This is a genomic window from Limnohabitans sp. TEGF004 (assembly GCF_027924965.1).
Classification (GTDB): Bacteria; Pseudomonadota; Gammaproteobacteria; order Burkholderiales; family Burkholderiaceae_C; genus Limnohabitans.
Genome location: NZ_AP027056.1, coordinates 2,183,333 through 2,196,968, shown reverse-complemented (window position 1 = coordinate 2,196,968; position 13,636 = coordinate 2,183,333). Strand labels below are relative to the sequence as shown.

The 13,636-nt window shown below is 57.3% G+C and carries 16 protein-coding genes and 1 tRNA gene; 15 read left to right on the top strand and 2 right to left on the bottom strand.

Annotation, left to right across the window (positions count from 1 at the left end):
* The first annotated feature begins 8 nt into the window (after window positions 1-8).
* The 8 genes from fdh3B to LINBF2_RS10725 all read left to right on the top strand — a co-directional run bounded on the left by fdh3B (window position 9) and on the right by LINBF2_RS10725 (window position 7,052).
* A complete protein-coding gene (gene fdh3B, locus LINBF2_RS10760; protein WP_104801282.1) occupies window positions 9-638 on the top strand; it encodes a formate dehydrogenase FDH3 subunit beta in 630 nt (209 codons plus the stop codon).
* Window positions 635-856, top strand: coding sequence for a hypothetical protein (locus tag LINBF2_RS10755; protein ID WP_104801281.1), 222 nt, complete (start codon window positions 635-637; stop codon window positions 854-856). Before fdh3B ends, LINBF2_RS10755 begins: the two co-directional genes overlap by 4 nt.
* A 15-nt stretch (window positions 857-871) precedes the next feature.
* Window positions 872-2,011: a formate dehydrogenase subunit gamma gene (locus LINBF2_RS10750; RefSeq protein WP_281888800.1), complete on the top strand. Its 1,140-nt coding sequence runs from the start codon at window positions 872-874 to the stop codon at window positions 2,009-2,011.
* Between the two features lie 22 nt (window positions 2,012-2,033).
* Window positions 2,034-2,375 carry a hypothetical protein gene (locus LINBF2_RS10745; protein WP_104801279.1) on the top strand — a complete coding sequence of 114 codons (342 nt, stop codon included), beginning with the start codon at window positions 2,034-2,036 and terminating at the stop codon, window positions 2,373-2,375.
* Window positions 2,376-2,447: 72 nt separating this feature from the next.
* Window positions 2,448-3,335, top strand: a complete 888-nt coding sequence (locus LINBF2_RS10740; protein WP_281888797.1) for a formate dehydrogenase accessory sulfurtransferase FdhD — start codon at window positions 2,448-2,450, stop codon at window positions 3,333-3,335.
* On the top strand, window positions 3,332-5,905 hold the full coding sequence (locus LINBF2_RS10735) for an FtsX-like permease family protein (protein WP_281888795.1): 2,574 nt from the start codon (window positions 3,332-3,334) through the stop codon (window positions 5,903-5,905). The genes LINBF2_RS10740 and LINBF2_RS10735 overlap by 4 nt, the downstream gene beginning before the upstream one ends.
* 25 nt (window positions 5,906-5,930) lie before the next feature.
* On the top strand, window positions 5,931-6,620 hold the full coding sequence (locus LINBF2_RS10730) for a DNA alkylation repair protein (protein WP_281888793.1): 690 nt from the start codon (window positions 5,931-5,933) through the stop codon (window positions 6,618-6,620).
* Window positions 6,621-6,644: 24 nt separating this feature from the next.
* On the top strand, window positions 6,645-7,052 hold the full coding sequence (locus tag LINBF2_RS10725; protein WP_281888791.1) for a group II truncated hemoglobin: 408 nt from the start codon (window positions 6,645-6,647) through the stop codon (window positions 7,050-7,052).
* A 38-nt stretch (window positions 7,053-7,090) separates the two neighbouring features.
* On the opposite strand, the gene LINBF2_RS10720 is transcribed toward LINBF2_RS10725, so the two are convergent.
* A complete protein-coding gene (locus tag LINBF2_RS10720; RefSeq protein WP_281888789.1) occupies window positions 7,091-7,732 on the bottom strand; it encodes a Smr/MutS family protein in 642 nt (213 codons plus the stop codon).
* A 180-nt stretch (window positions 7,733-7,912) separates the two neighbouring features.
* Here LINBF2_RS10720 and LINBF2_RS10715 point away from each other — a divergent pair, with 180 nt between their 5' ends.
* Window positions 7,913-8,164, top strand: coding sequence for a DUF2789 domain-containing protein (locus LINBF2_RS10715; protein WP_281888787.1), 252 nt, complete (start codon window positions 7,913-7,915; stop codon window positions 8,162-8,164).
* Window positions 8,165-8,189: 25 nt separating this feature from the next.
* Here the strand turns inward: LINBF2_RS10715 and radC are convergent, their stop codons facing one another.
* On the bottom strand, window positions 8,190-8,867 hold the full coding sequence (radC, locus tag LINBF2_RS10710; RefSeq protein WP_281891326.1) for a DNA repair protein RadC: 678 nt from the start codon (window positions 8,865-8,867) through the stop codon (window positions 8,190-8,192).
* Window positions 8,868-8,931: 64 nt separating this feature from the next.
* Here radC and LINBF2_RS10705 point away from each other — a divergent pair, with 64 nt between their 5' ends.
* From LINBF2_RS10705 to LINBF2_RS10680, 6 genes are all read left to right on the top strand, one after another.
* A complete protein-coding gene (locus LINBF2_RS10705) occupies window positions 8,932-9,390 on the top strand; it encodes an FKBP-type peptidyl-prolyl cis-trans isomerase (RefSeq protein WP_281888785.1) in 459 nt (152 codons plus the stop codon).
* Between the two features lie 4 nt (window positions 9,391-9,394).
* Window positions 9,395-10,330: a 4-hydroxy-3-methylbut-2-enyl diphosphate reductase gene (gene ispH / locus LINBF2_RS10700; protein WP_281888783.1), complete on the top strand. Its 936-nt coding sequence runs from the start codon at window positions 9,395-9,397 to the stop codon at window positions 10,328-10,330.
* Window positions 10,331-10,344: 14 nt separating this feature from the next.
* Window positions 10,345-11,667, top strand: coding sequence for a serine--tRNA ligase (serS, locus tag LINBF2_RS10695; protein ID WP_281888780.1), 1,323 nt, complete (start codon window positions 10,345-10,347; stop codon window positions 11,665-11,667).
* 31 nt (window positions 11,668-11,698) lie between these two features.
* The gene (locus tag LINBF2_RS10690) at window positions 11,699-12,178 is read left to right on the top strand and encodes a hypothetical protein (protein WP_281888778.1); all 480 of its coding nucleotides are present in this window, start codon (window positions 11,699-11,701) and stop codon (window positions 12,176-12,178) included.
* A 34-nt stretch (window positions 12,179-12,212) separates the two neighbouring features.
* Window positions 12,213-12,302 (top strand) — tRNA-Ser (locus LINBF2_RS10685).
* Window positions 12,303-12,382: 80 nt separating this feature from the next.
* Window positions 12,383-13,627: a voltage-gated chloride channel family protein gene (locus LINBF2_RS10680; protein WP_281888776.1), complete on the top strand. Its 1,245-nt coding sequence runs from the start codon at window positions 12,383-12,385 to the stop codon at window positions 13,625-13,627.
* Window positions 13,628-13,636 lie beyond the last annotated feature (9 nt).

Genomic DNA, 13,636 nt, shown 5'->3' with positions numbered 1-13,636 from the left:
AGAATTAAATGGCACGCATGAAATTTATCTGTGACGCTGAGCGTTGCATCGAGTGCAACGGTTGCGTCACCGCTTGTAAAAATGAACACGAAGTCCCATGGGGTGTGAACCGCCGCCGTGTGGTCACTTTGAACGACGGCGTACCCGGTGAGAAATCCATCTCAGTCGCATGTATGCATTGTTCAGATGCACCTTGCATGGCAGTTTGCCCTGTGAACTGTTTCTACAAGACCGACGAAGGTGTGGTCTTGCACGACAAAGACATTTGCATTGGCTGCGGCTACTGCTCCTACGCTTGCCCATTTGGTGCACCTCAGTTCCCAAGCCAAGGCACATTCGGTGTGCGCGGCAAGATGGACAAGTGCACTTTCTGCGCCGGTGGCCCAGAAACCAACGGCAGCCAAGCCGAGTTTGAAAAATACGGTCGCAACCGTTTGGCCGAAGGCAAGTTGCCTGCTTGTGCCGAAATGTGCTCGACCAAAGCCTTGCTCGCCGGTGACGGCGACATGGTGGCCGACATCTTCCGCAACCGCGTCGTGAAGCGCAACAAGGGTGCTGAAGTGTGGGGCTGGGGCACGGCTTATGGCTCTAAGCAAGCCGGTCAAGCACCTGCTAAGGTTGAAGGAGTGAAGAAATGATGAAGCGCATGTCACTCATTGTGTTGAGCGTGGCCGCTCTCACCGCTTGCGGCGAGAAGGCTCAAACCCTCGGCACCAAAAACGACGCCACTGCTTACAGCGGTGCAGCTAATAGTTTTGTCGCCCCCGGCTGGACAGCCGGTGACAAAAACAGCTGGGAGCAACACCTGCGTGCTCGCGGTCAATACGGCCAAAACGACAACAGTCGCGCACCGTAAACCAAGGGGCACATCATGTACCGCTCTTTTCAATCGGTGTTGTGTGCAGCTTTGACGGTGTTCGCACTGTCAGCTGCCGCACAAGACAAAGCGCCTGCGGCAGCTCCGGCTGTCAAAAGCGTCAACATTCAAGACGTCAAACCTGACGCCAGCGATGCGCCCGGCTATGCCGAGCAAACCAATGCCGAGCGTGGCACGGTCCAGCCTGGCAACAACGCGCCCATGTGGCGCGGTGTGGGTGCAGGCGCGCAGGGCTACAGCAGCCTGCCTAAGGCTGACGCTCCTGAAGCGGGTGTGTTGATTCAACCTTTTGCTCAGTACCCAGGCTCACGCCTCACCACAGCAGGTGAAGCATGGCGTCAGGTGCGCAACAACTGGATCATTCCCTACGGCGGCTCTTTGCTGCTGATCGTGTTGGGTGCCGTGGCTTTGTTCTACTGGCGCAAAGGCATGATCATGTTGCATGGCAAGCCAACGGGCGTGGAGATTGAGCGCTTCACACCGTTTGAGCGTTCAGCCCACTGGGCTAACGCGATTGCCTTTGTGGTGTTGGCGGTGTCTGGCATCTTCATGGCGTTTGGCAAGTTCTTTATTCAGCCAATCATTGGTGACACCTTGTTTGGTTTCATCACCTACTTGCTGAAAAACGCGCACAACTTTGCAGGCCCGCTGTTTGCTGTGTCTTTGACGGTGGTGTTTTTCACTTTCTTGAAAGACAACTGGCCTAGCAAAGAAGACTGGGCTTGGATCATCAAAGCCGGCGGCTTGTTCGGCAGTGAAGAAGTACCTTCGCACCGCTTCAATGCGGGCGAGAAAGTGGTGTTCTGGGCTGGCGTGTTTGGCCTCGGCTTGATCGTGGTGGCTTCTGGCTTGGTGCTGGATAAGGTCATCCCTTTCTTGGGCTACGAGCGCGGCATGATGCAAATTGCACACATGGTTCACGCTGTGGCCACTGTGCTGATGATGACCATGTTCATTGGCCATATCTACATGGGCACGGTCGGTATGGAAGGTGCATTCAAAGCCATGAAAACTGGCTATGTGGATGAGACCTGGGCCAAAGAGCATCACGAACTCTGGCACAACGACATCAAGGCTGGCAAAATTCCAGCTCATCGCACCGACGAAAAATCGGGAACCACAGCGCGCGTTTGATGCGCTGATCAGGAGAACAACTATGAACAAAGCACTCTTTGCATTGATCTTGGCCGCTGTCAGCGCCACGGCATTTGCCAAATTGCCACCACTGAACGACGAAGCCAAAGCTAAGGCGGATGAAGCCAAGGCTAAAACGGCTCACACTGCCAAGGCTGAAGCCTACTTGTTGTGCAAGTCACAAGACAAAGTGGCGGCGCACGTGCAAAAGACCAACAAAGCCCAAGCAGGCAAGCCTGTCGCCACAGCACCTTGCGCTGACCCAGGCAAGTTTGTTTACACACCGCCAGAAGCGGCTGCGCCTGTGGCTGCCGCTTCAGCGCCTGCTGTGGCCGCTGCACCAGCCGCACCGGCAAAGAAGTAATCCATACAGCCTCGCTGTTCATTGGGCCGCACCGAAAGGTGGCGGCCCTTTTTGTTGTAGCCTTGTCAGCTTATGTCTATCGCATCTCCTACTTCTACCGTGCTGCCTTACCTCACCCAAGCCCAAGCCGAATTGACCCGCCATATCGACGTGATCAACGAGCACGGCGTGCACGAACAGGTGTCCATCCCTGCTGAGCGCGCGTTGACACTCTATGTGGACAAACGCGAAATCGTCACGCTGATGACCTTGGGCGCGCATCCCGAGTTGTTGGTGCTAGGTTATTTGCGCAATCAACGTTTGGTTGCAGATGTGAGCGATGTCGAATCCATCACGGTCGATTGGGAGGCAGGCGAAGACGGTGCAGGCGTGGCTGCCGTCAAAACTCGACACGGCATTGCCGACATTGCAGCGCGCACCGAAAAGCGTGTGGTCACCACCGGCTGCGGGCAGGGCAGTGTGTTTGGTGATTTGATGGGTGAGATAGATGGCTTGGCGTTGCCCGATGCGCGTCTCAGCCAAGCGCGTTTGTATGGTGTGCTTAACGCGATTCGTCTGCAAGAAACCACCTACAAGTCTGCAGGCTCGGTGCATGGCTGTGCTTTGTTCAGTGGGGAGCAGATGCAAATTTTTGTAGAAGATGTGGGCCGTCACAACGCCATAGACACCATTGCTGGATGGATGTGGATGAATAACGTGACTGCGAATGTTGATTCAATTTTTTACACCACCGGCCGCTTGACCAGCGAGATGGTGATGAAGTCTGCGCAAATGGGTGTGGCTGTGGTGGTGTCGCGCAGCGGCATCACGCAAATGGGCTATGACGTGGCCACACGCTTGAAGCTGTGCACGATTGGTCGCGCGACCAACAAACATTTTCTTTGCTACACATCGCCTGAGCGTATGCAGTTGGATCCGACGCTTGCAGCAGGTGGTGTGCAAAAGGTGGCGGGCGTATGAGCGCTGGCGTGACCTGGTGGACGCAAGCCTGGCGCACACTCTGGCGCGATGCCCGCGCAGGTGAGCTGCGCTTGCTGGTGGTGGCTGTGGCGTTGGGGGTGGCGGCACTCAGCTCGGTCAGCTTTTTGGCCGACCGTTTGAACGGTGGATTGCAACGCGATGCACGCCAACTCTTAGGCGGCGATGTGGTGGTGGTGAGCGACTTAGCCACACCCGCACACATCGTGCAGCGCGCCAAAGCAGATGGCTTGCAGGGTGTGACAACCTTGAGCTTCCCCACCATGGCGCGTGGCCAATCGCAAAGCGGCGCAGAGAGCAACAGCCGTTTGGTGGCGCTCAAAGCGGCCGAGGCGGGCTACCCCTTGCGCGGTGAACTCAAAGTTGCCAGCAGCTTGGCGCAGGCTGACGCAGCAGAAAAAACCAAAGAGATTCCCGCCAGCGGCGAGGTGTGGGTGGAGGCCGCAGGCTTAGAAGCCCTAGGCCTCGATGTGGGCGACAGCGTGTCGCTGGGCAACAGCCGCTTGCGCATCAGCCGCGTGTTGGTGCACGAGCCTGACCGTGGCGCAGGCTTCATGAACTTTGCGCCGCGCGTGTTGATGAACACGGCAGACCTCGAAGCCACTGCATTGGTTCAACCCGCCAGCCGTGTGACGTGGCGTTATGCAGTGGTTGGTGCTGACAACGCCACCAAAAACTTTTTGGCATGGGCCGAAGCCGAGAGCAAAAAGCCAGAGGTGCGCGGCGTGCGTGTGGAGTCGCTCGAAGCAGGCCGCCCAGAGATGCGCCAAACCTTGGACCGTGCGGGCAAGTTCTTGAACTTAGTGGCCTTGCTAGCTGCACTGCTCAGTGCTGTGGCTGTGGCCTTGGCAGCTCGCGCCTTTGCCGCCCGCCATTTGGATGACTGCGCCATGTTGCGCGTGTTGGGCTTGAGCCAACGACACATTGCCTTGTCGTATACCGCCGAGTTTGTGTGGGTCGGCAGCTTTGCCAGTGTGTTGGGTTTGGCTTTGGGCTATGCCGTGCATTTGGTGTTCGTGGCCTTGCTCAAAGGATTGGTGGAAACCGCTTTGCCTGCGCCTAGCGTGTGGCCTGTGGTCTATGGCCTGGGTACAGGCCTGACCCTGCTGCTCGCTTTCGGATTGCCTCCCGTGTTGCAGTTGGCCAGCGTGCCTGCGCTGCGCGTGATGCGTCGCGATGTGGGTGAACTCAAAGCCACCACACTCAGTGTGTGGGCCTTAGGACTGACAGGTTTCGCGGTGCTGCTGATTGCGGTGAGCCGTGATTTGAAACTCGGCCTCATGGTGGTGGGCGGCTTTGCGGGTGCGGTGCTGTTGTTTGCTGGCATGGCATGGTTGGCGGTGTACGTGCTTCGCCGCACCGTGGTGGAGGGCAGTGCGCCGCCGTGGTTGATGTTGGCCACGCGGCAGATCAGCGCACGCCCTGTGTATGCCATGGTGCAGGTCAGTGCGTTGGCTGTGGGCTTATTGGCTTTGGCTTTGTTGGTGCTGCTGCGCACCGACCTCATCAGCAGCTGGCGCAATGCCACGCCAGTGGACGCGCCGAATCGTTTTGTTATCAACATCCAGCCCAGCCAAGCGGAGCCGTTTTTACAAACACTGCGCGAAGCCGGCGTGAACAAGCTCGACTGGTACCCCATGATTCGCGCACGTTTGGTGGCGGTGAATGGCAACACCGTCACGCCAGACAGCTACACCGAAGAACGCGCCCAGCGTTTGGTAGACCGCGAGTTCAATGTGTCATTCAACGCCACAGAGCCCGAACACAACACCGTGGTGGTGGGCACTTGGAAAGCCGAAGAAGCCAATGCCTTGAGCATTGAAGAAGGCATTGCCAAAACCCTGAAGCTCAAACTGGGTGACACCCTGCGCTTTGACATGGCGGGCGTGCTGCACGAAGCGCGCATCACCTCGGTGCGGCGTGTGGACTGGGCCTCCATGCGTGCCAACTTCTTTGTGATGTACCCCGTCAGTCGCATGACCACCGATGCGGGCTTTGATGTGCCCACCACCTACATCGCCGCCTTCCGTGCGCCTCAGCGTGCAGTGGCCACTGACAAGCCCGCGCCCACGTTTGACAACCAACTCATCAACCGTTTCCCCAACGTCACCAATGTGGACATGGGCGCGACTTTGAACCAAGTGCAAAGCGTGCTGGGCCAAGTGGTGAGTGCGGTGGAGTTTTTGTTCTTGTTCACTTTGGCCGCTGGCTTGGTCGTGTTGTTTGCGGCAGTGACTGCCACGCGTGAAGAGCGTACGCGTGAATATGCAGTGCTGCGTGCGCTAGGTGCATCCAACCGACTGCTGGCCAATGTGCAGCGTGCCGAGTTGGCAGGCATTGGCGCATTGGCCGGAATGCTGGCCACCAGCGTGGCCATGCTGATGGGCTGGGGCTTGGCCCGATTTGCGTTTGAGTTTGAATGGACGGCCAGCCCGTGGGTGCCTTTGTTGGGCGCAGTGGTGGGTGCGTTGCTCGCGCTGGTGGCAGGCTGGTGGGGCTTGCGCGATGTGCTGCGCCGCCCTGTGGTGCAAACCTTGCGCCAAGCATCTTGAAACGTGCGGTAGCTTGTAGAGCAAGATGACGCCTAAGCAGTTTGTCCATACCGTTGAACACGCTTTGATGCCCTTGGCCGATGAAGCCAAGGCCCAAGGCATGAAAGCCTATTTGCTCAACCAATTTGAGTTCTTAGGATTGGCAGCGCCCGTACGCCGTGCAGCGGTCAAAGAAATTGGCAAAGTGAAGTGGCAAAGCTCAGCTGAACTGTTGGCCACCGCCGAACTGTTGTGGCAAAAGCCCGAGCGTGAATACCGCTACACCGCCGTGGACTTGCTGCGCCAACACAGCGCCCAGTTAAACGTGAACGACCTACCCGCATTGCAGGCATTGCTGCTGCGAGACGCTTGGTGGGAAACCGTGGATGGCTTGAGTGCCGTCATTGCCGATGTCATGCATGTAGCCGTGCAGCAAAAACCCAGTGCAGCCGTCACGATGGATGTTTGGCTCAAACACCCCATCCATTGGGTGCGCCGCTCAGCAATGCTGCACCAGCTGGGCAGGCGCTTGGACACCGACACCAAGCGCTTGTTTGGCTATGCAGCTCAACTGGCGGACGAGAAAGAATTTTTCATTCGCAAAGCCATCGGCTGGGCGCTGCGCGACTACGCGTGTTGGAACCCACAAGCAGTGACGGACTTTTTGCTGGAACACCGCGAACGCTTGTCAGGCCTGACGGTGCGCGAAGCTGCCAAACACTTGACCTTGCCGTGATTCATTGGCGCGACAATCAGCCTTATGCAAATCGAAGAAAAACCACCTTTTGATACCCCGTTTGAATGGATAGGCGGCGAGCCGCGTGTGCAACTGTTGGTTGATCGTTTTTACGACCTGATGGATTTAGAGCCGGGCTATCTGGAGCTGCGTCAAGCGCACGGCCCAGAACTGGCCAACGCACGTGAGCGCCTGTTTATGTTTTTGTGCGGCTGGTTGGGCGGCCCTGATTACTACATTGAAAAACACGGCCATCCCCGTTTACGCATGCGCCACATGCCTTTCTCCATTGGCATCAAAGAGCGTGACCAATGGGTGGCGTGCATGGATCAAGCGATGGGCGACACGGGTGTGCCTGAAGATTTGCGCGCGCGTTTGAAAGCCAGTTTTTTCCAAACTGCAGATTGGATGCGTAATAAGGGCGGCGCATAAACCTCGCAGACTTCAGACACGGTCTGCGGTGCGACCTGTTAGATGTTGCTCGGCCCCAGCAACACCACCAACGCCCCCGCACCACCATCCGAAGGCTTGGCCTGCACAAAGGCCAGTACCTCATTCTTCTGCACTAACCAGCGTTGCACTTTGCTTTTGAGCACCGGTTCTTTGCCGGGCGAGCCCAAACCTTTGCCGTGTACCACGCGCACGCATCGCCAGCCCATGCGCTTTGAGTCACGCACAAATTGGCCCAGTGCTTCGCGGGCCTCGTCGCTGCGATAACCGTGCAGATCGAGCTGGCCTTGCATGGCCCATTCGCCTTTGCGCAGTTTGCGCGTCACGTCGGTGCCGATGCCAGGGCGTCTGAAGCTGAGTTGATCGTCCACATCGAGCAAGGTGCTCACATCGAACTCGTCGCTCATGCTTTCGCTCAATGCGGCTTGGTCGTCCAACTCTTGTTGTAGAGGGCGCGCCGCTGGGCGGGGTGGCGCGATGAACACGCGGTCTTGGGCGGCGATGGGTTTGACCTTGCCAACAGCGTGCGTGAACAAATTGCGTTCCGCTTCAGCGCGACGTTCAGCTTCGCGACGTGCTTCTTCTGCAGCGGCTGCGGCCAGTGCCGCGTCATTCACTTGTTGGCGAATGGCGCCTAAGTCTTGCAGCGATTTGGCTTTCATGGCGTGGTCTTTTCAGTTGTGCCAATGCTGGCTTGATTGCGATTTTGTATGCCATCGTACATACACAGTAGCCCTAGGCTGAGTATATTTTTCATTCGCTAACTTGTAGGAATGGTCGCTTCGAAGGAAGATGTCTTCTCAGGTCGATTTTTCGGTTTTCGGACACGTAAAGGAGTTCGCATGGACAAAGTCTTCCACGGTTTCACAGAACTGTTTGCCCAGCTGGGGTTACCCAATGATGCGCACAGCATCCGTCACTTCATCCAAACGCACTCACCCTTGAATTCATCCATCCGAATCGAGGATGCGCAGTTTTGGAACACGGCTCAAGCTTCGCTGCTCAAAGAGGAGTTACTGGGTGATTCAGACTGGGCTGAGGTGATTGACCGCTTGAATGTGGCGCTGCGGGGGGCCATTGTTTCAGCCAAATAGCGGCAACTCTTTCACTGCAAGCCTTTCACAACAAGCCTTCTTCGGCCATCGACAAATACTTGCCTTGCGCCACGATGATGTGGTCGCGCACGGTCACGTCAATCAGCGCCAAGGCTTCTTGCAAGGTACGGGTGAGTTTCATGTCGGCTTGTGAAGGTTTGACTGTGCCGCCCGGGTGGTTGTGGGCCAGCACCACGCCATCAGCACCCAAGGCGAGGGCGGTCTTGGCCACTTCGCGTGGATAAACCATGGTCTGCGACAGCGAGCCACGAAACATGGGCTGGTACGACAACAAACGGTTGTGGGCATCGAGAAACAACACTGCAAACACCTCGTGTTTGAGCTGGGCCAGTTCTAGCTGGAGGTATTGTTTCACCGCATTGGGCGAATTCATCACTGTGGTTTCTGTGAGTTGTTGGGTCAGGGCGCGGCGGGCCATTTCCAGCACGGCCACCAGTTGCGAGCGCTTGGCGTCGCCGCCCATGCCTTTGAAGGTTTTGAGCTCAGCCGCACTGGCGTGGATCAGGCCCGCAAAGCCCTTGAAACGGTCCAGTAGCTCTTGGGCCATCACAAACACGTTTTTGCCCTTGATGCCGGTGCGCAGAAACAGGGCCAGCAGCTCGGTGTCGGTCAGCGCCGAGGCCCCGTGTTTGAGCAGCTTTTCGCGTGGGCGCATCTCGATGGGGAGTTGCGCAATGGTCATTGGTTCGGGCATTCGGTCCATATTGAGAGCTTTCTACAATAGGTGGTTCAACACAGAGAGTCCCATGACTGCATCCAACGCTCACCCTACCATCGGCCCCGCTTCTTTTTTAACGCTGCACTATCGGCTTTCGGGACCGCAAGGCGACGTGATCAACACGTTCAATGACAAACCTGCCACGCTCTCTTTGGGTTCGGGCGAGTTGTCGCCTGCTTTGGAGCAGCGTTTGATGGGGCTTAAAGAAGGCGCACACACCACGTTTGAACTGGCCGCCGGTTTGGCCTTTGGTGAGCGCAATCCCGACATGCAGCAGTGGGTGAGCAAGAGTTTGCTCAAAGAATTTGGCGACCCCGATGAGCAATACAACGTGGGCGATGTGGTGCAGTTCCCAGCGCCCAATGGGCAAGGCTCGTTTGCAGGCGCGGTGCAACAAGTCACAGATGACCAAGTGTTATTTGACTTCAATCACCCACTGGCCAACCAGCCCGTGACGTTTGAAGTGCAAGTCATCGGCATTTTGTAAACACATGAGCAAACAACTGGAAGAAATCGTCCTCGCTGCGCCCCGTGGTTTTTGCGCGGGCGTGGACCGTGCTATCGACATCGTGGACCGTGCGCTTGAGAAGTTTGGCGCGCCCGTGTACGTGCGCCACGAAATCGTGCACAACACCTTTGTGGTGGCCGACCTTAAAAACCGTGGCGCAATCTTCATCGAAGACTTGGCCGATGTGCCCCCAGGTGCCACGCTGGTGTTCAGCGCTCACGGTGTTCCTAAGGCAGTGGAAGAGGAAGCGACCCGACGTGGCTTCACCGTGTTTGATGCCACCTGCCCGTTGGTGACCAAGGTGCACGTGGAAGTGGCCAAGCTGCACAAAGAAGGCTTCGAGTTCATCATGATTGGCCACAAAGGCCACCCCGAAGTCGAAGGCACGATGGGCCAGTTGCTCGACGGCATTTACTTGGTGGAAGACGTGGCCGATGTTGCCCGCGTCAGCCCGAAGCAAACCGAGCGTTTGGCCGTGGTCACGCAAACCACGCTCAGCGTGGACGACGCGGCCCTCATCACCGAAGCTGTGGTGGCGCGTTTCCCGAACATTCGCAAGCCCAAGATGCAAGACATTTGCTACGCCACCCAAAACCGCCAAGACGCGGTGAAAGTGTTGAGTAACGAGGTCGAGTTGGTCATCGTGGTGGGCAGCCCCACCAGCTCCAACAGCAACCGCTTGCGCGATGTGGCGCAGCGATCGGGCACGCAAAGCTACATGATCGACAACGCCGACGAACTCAAAGAAGAATGGTTCGAGGGCGTGACCCGCGTGGGCCTGACCGCCGGCGCATCAGCGCCCGACATCTTGGTGCAACAAGTCATTGCCCGCATGCGCGCCTTAGGCGCCGTGTCTGTACGAACACTCGATGGTGTGGAAGAAACCATCAAGTTTCCCTTGCCCAAGGGACTGAAATAAAAGGACTGAAGTAAATGCTCGATATCAACCAACTGCGCCGCGACCTGCCCAGCGTCATTGCCAAACTCGAAAAACGCAAGAACCCACAAGCGTTCTTGAATGTGGATGCGTACCAAGCTTTAGAAGCTGAGCGCAAAACACTGCAGACCCGCACCGAAGAGTTGCAAGCCAGCCGCAATGCGCTGTCAAAGCAGATTGGCATGCTCAAAGCCAAAGGCGAAAGCGCCGATGGTGTGATGGCACAGGTGGCTGACATCAAAACCGAACTCGATGCTTCGGCCGTGCGTTTGGATGCGTTACAGCCAGAGCTGCAATCGCTTTTGTTGGCTGTGCCCAACTTGCCACACGACAGCGTGCCAACGGGAGAAGACGAACACGGCAACGTGGTGCTGCGCAGCTGGAGCCCCACGGGCACTGAACCCGCACCTTTGGGTTTCGAGCCCAAAGACCACGTCGACTTGGGCGAGCCTTTGGGCCTCGACTTTGAAATGGGCGTCAAGCTCTCTGGCTCACGTTTCACCGTGATGAAGGGTCAAATTGCCCGCATGCACCGTGCGCTTGCGCAGTTCATGCTCGATGTACAAACCCAAGAGCACGGTTACACCGAGTGCTACACGCCTTACATCGTGAATGCCGACAGCCTCAAAGGCACAGGCCAGTTGCCCAAGTTTGAAGAGGACTTGTTTGCTGCCAAGAAGGGCGGCCAAGAGGGGGAAGCTGCCAGCGAAAGCGCTGCGCTGTACCTCATCCCAACCAGCGAAGTGCCGTTGACCAACTTCGTGCGCGATGTGGTCTTGGCCGAAAATGAGTTACCCATCAAGCTCACCGCACACACACCCTGCTTCCGTTCTGAAGCTGGCAGCGCTGGCCGCGATACACGTGGTTTGATTCGCCAGCATCAGTTCGACAAAGTCGAGATGGTGCAAATCGTGCACCCCGATAAGAGCTACGAGACCTTGGAAGAAATGACAGGCCACGCCGAAGCCGTGTTGCAAAAACTGGGTTTGCCTTACCGCGTGATGTTGCTGTGCACCGGCGACATGGGCTTTGGCGCAACCAAAACACACGACCTCGAAGTCTGGCTGCCTGCACAAAACACCTACCGTGAAATCAGCTCGGTGTCGAACTGCGAAGCTTTCCAAGCCCGTCGCTTGCAAGCGCGGTACAAAAACGCGCAAGGAAAGAACGAACTCGTGCACACCTTGAATGGTTCAGGTTTGGCCGTGGGCCGCACCTTGGTGGCCGTGCTCGAGAACTACCAACAAGCCGATGGCAGCATTCGTGTGCCTGAAGCGTTGCGCCCCTACATGGGTGGTGTGACTGAGCTGCGCGGTTGATCCAATTTCTAAACTTGAAGGAATGCACGCTGTGAAAAAACTACTTCTCTTGTTGGCTACAGCGTTGTTGACTGCGTGCGGTACCACCAATGATGCACAAAGCAATACAGACAATGCCCAACGCCCCAGCATGGACCAGTTTGGCCGCATGCCCATGCCCACGGGTACCAAACTGCGCACCGCTGAATCTTTGATTTTTGGGGTGGGTGAGGGCTGGTTGGGTCGTGCGGTGTTTGAAGTGCCAACCGATGCCAATGCCAGCTACAACTTCTTTGCCGAGCAACTGCCTCGCCAAGGTTGGACCATGGTGGCCTCGGTGCGTGGCAAAAAGAGTTTGCTGGTGTTCACACGCGCAGACCGCTCGGCCACGATTGAGATTGAAGACAGCGGTTTGTTCAGTGGCTCATTGGCTTCGATGACCGTCAGCCCTGTTGGCAGCACAAGCGGCGCACCTGCGGGAGCGGGTGTGGTGGTGCAGCCCTTGGGCGGCGCTGGCGCACGTCGCCCCTGATAGAATTACGGCTTCGACAAACGACACCGAATCAGGAGAAGTGGCAGAGTGGTCGAATGTACTTGACTCGAAATCAAGCGTAGGGGCGACCCTACCGAGGGTTCGAATCCCTCCTTCTCCGCCAAGCCTAACCAGCACCTTAAAAAGCCGTTCGTCATTGAACGGCTTTTTTCATGTTTGGCTGTCAGTCTTACAGGGCAACCCATGCCGCATCTTGCGCCATCTTCCAAGCTAGACCTCCTGCGCTACGTGGCGAAGTGGGTGGCTTTGGCGACGGTGGTGGCGGCTCTTGCGGGCTCAGCCTCAGCCCTGTTTCTTTTCGCTCTCGATTGGGCCACGCAAACGCGCGAAGCCAACCGCTGGCTTATCTGGTGTCTGCCTATCGCTGGGTTCTGCGTCGGCTGGCTGTATCTCAAGTTTGGCCAGCATGTCGAGGCGGGCAACAACTTGCTGATTGACGAAATTCACGACCCCAAAAAAGTGGTGCCTTTGCGCATGGCTCCGTTTGTGTTGGGCGGCACGGTCATCTCTCATTTGTTCGGTGCATCGGTGGGCCGCGAAGGCACGGCGGTGCAAATGGGCGGTGCCTTGGCTGACCAGCTCACACATTTTTTCAAGCTCAACACGGTGGATCGCCGCATGGTGTTGATGGCGGGTATCAGCGCAGGCTTTGCCTCGGTGTTTGGCACGCCATTGGCGGGCGCCGTATTTGCACTGGAGGTGCTGGCGATTGGTCGCATGCGCCTCGATGCTTTGCTGCCCTGTGTGATTGCCGCTGTCGTGGCTGACCAAGTGGGCTTGTTGTGGGGCGTGCAACACACGCAATGCGAAGTGGGCCTGGTGCCACAAATCACCGCATGGTTGCTGGCAGCCATGGTGGTGGCGGGTGCTGTGTTTGGTTTGGCTGGCAAGGTGTTTGCCGATAGCACGCATGCGCTGAGCGGTGTGATGAAAAAGCACATCGTCTACGCACCGCTGCGCCCCTTGTTGGGCGGCGCTGTGATTGCCGCTGTGGTGATGTGGGGCAGCTTTGACCGCTATATCGGTTTGGGCATTCCAGTGATGGTGGAGGCATTTGCCCACCCACTCGCGCCTACTGACTTCTTGGGCAAGATGGTGTTCACCATTGCGTCGCTGGGTTCAGGTTTCAAGGGTGGCGAAGTGACGCCTTTGTTCTACATCGGCGCCACACTGGGCAATGCCTTGGCGCCTTTGCTGGATGTGCCGTTTGCATTGCTGGCCGCAGTGGGCTTTGTGGCCGTGTTTGCAGGAGCCGCGAACACACCCATTGCCTCCACGCTGATGGCGATGGAGTTGTTTGGGGCCGAGATTGGCGTCTTTGCGGCGCTGGCCTGTGTGATGAGCTATGCGTGCTCGGGTCACTCTGGCATTTACCGGGCCCAACGGGTGGCGCATCGCAAGACGGATGCGCCGTCTCAGCCTTCTTAGAATGGTGGC

Coding starts and splice junctions, on each gene's coding strand:
- fdh3B (WP_104801282.1), top strand. CDS start 9: ATGGCACGCATGAAATTTATCTGTGACGCTGAGCGTTGCATCGAGTGC.
- LINBF2_RS10755 (WP_104801281.1), top strand. CDS start 635: ATGATGAAGCGCATGTCACTCATTGTGTTGAGCGTGGCCGCTCTCACC.
- LINBF2_RS10750 (WP_281888800.1), top strand. CDS start 872: ATGTACCGCTCTTTTCAATCGGTGTTGTGTGCAGCTTTGACGGTGTTC.
- LINBF2_RS10745 (WP_104801279.1), top strand. CDS start 2,034: ATGAACAAAGCACTCTTTGCATTGATCTTGGCCGCTGTCAGCGCCACG.
- LINBF2_RS10740 (WP_281888797.1), top strand. CDS start 2,448: ATGTCTATCGCATCTCCTACTTCTACCGTGCTGCCTTACCTCACCCAA.
- LINBF2_RS10735 (WP_281888795.1), top strand. CDS start 3,332: ATGAGCGCTGGCGTGACCTGGTGGACGCAAGCCTGGCGCACACTCTGG.
- LINBF2_RS10730 (WP_281888793.1), top strand. CDS start 5,931: ATGACGCCTAAGCAGTTTGTCCATACCGTTGAACACGCTTTGATGCCC.
- LINBF2_RS10725 (WP_281888791.1), top strand. CDS start 6,645: ATGCAAATCGAAGAAAAACCACCTTTTGATACCCCGTTTGAATGGATA.
- LINBF2_RS10720 (WP_281888789.1), bottom strand. CDS start 7,732: ATGAAAGCCAAATCGCTGCAAGACTTAGGCGCCATTCGCCAACAAGTG.
- LINBF2_RS10715 (WP_281888787.1), top strand. CDS start 7,913: ATGGACAAAGTCTTCCACGGTTTCACAGAACTGTTTGCCCAGCTGGGG.
- radC (WP_281891326.1), bottom strand. CDS start 8,867: ATGACCATTGCGCAACTCCCCATCGAGATGCGCCCACGCGAAAAGCTG.
- LINBF2_RS10705 (WP_281888785.1), top strand. CDS start 8,932: ATGACTGCATCCAACGCTCACCCTACCATCGGCCCCGCTTCTTTTTTA.
- ispH (WP_281888783.1), top strand. CDS start 9,395: ATGAGCAAACAACTGGAAGAAATCGTCCTCGCTGCGCCCCGTGGTTTT.
- serS (WP_281888780.1), top strand. CDS start 10,345: ATGCTCGATATCAACCAACTGCGCCGCGACCTGCCCAGCGTCATTGCC.
- LINBF2_RS10680 (WP_281888776.1), top strand. CDS start 12,383: ATGCCGCATCTTGCGCCATCTTCCAAGCTAGACCTCCTGCGCTACGTG.